Source organism: Exiguobacterium sp. SH1S21 (genome assembly GCF_004337175.1).
Classification (GTDB): domain Bacteria; phylum Bacillota; class Bacilli; order Exiguobacteriales; family Exiguobacteriaceae; genus Exiguobacterium; species Exiguobacterium aurantiacum_A.
On sequence record NZ_SJUY01000029.1, the window covers coordinates 1 to 454 of the forward strand.

The window sequence follows — 454 nt, forward strand, 5'->3', positions numbered from 1 at the left end:
TAATCAACTAGTGTGTATTTGCCATTAAGATCAGAAACTGAACGGCACTCATAATGCAGATTAAACAAATCATAATAATACTTCTGAATCTGTCCACTAAACATATAAGTCATAATGAACACTTCATCGAATCCCTTAAAAGCTTCAATCGGAAATAGCCAGTACATAGCAACATTATTAAAAAGCATTAAGTTCCCCGCTTTAGCAACGTTACGAATATTTGTGAAATTTCCTTCCAAATAGGTTTCGTCATTCCAACTTACAAATCCATTTCCGTTAACTGTGATAATACTTTCACCTCTTTTATTTTTTGCGGATAAAAGAACTTTTAAGTCATCACTTGATAACTTCACTGGTTCTAATACATCCATGACTTCGTCTAAAATTAAGGTATAGCCTTGAAGCTGAATCAGAGTAATCAATTCTTTATCCATTCTCTGAAACAGTGCGTGTG

Annotated in this window: 1 pseudogene; it reads right to left on the reverse strand. The window is 33.5% G+C overall.

Features of this window, described 5'->3' with window-relative positions:
- Positions 1-434: pseudogene (locus tag EVJ24_RS15185) on the reverse strand (hypothetical protein); the annotation flags it as partial.
- Positions 435-454: the final 20 nt, after the last annotated feature.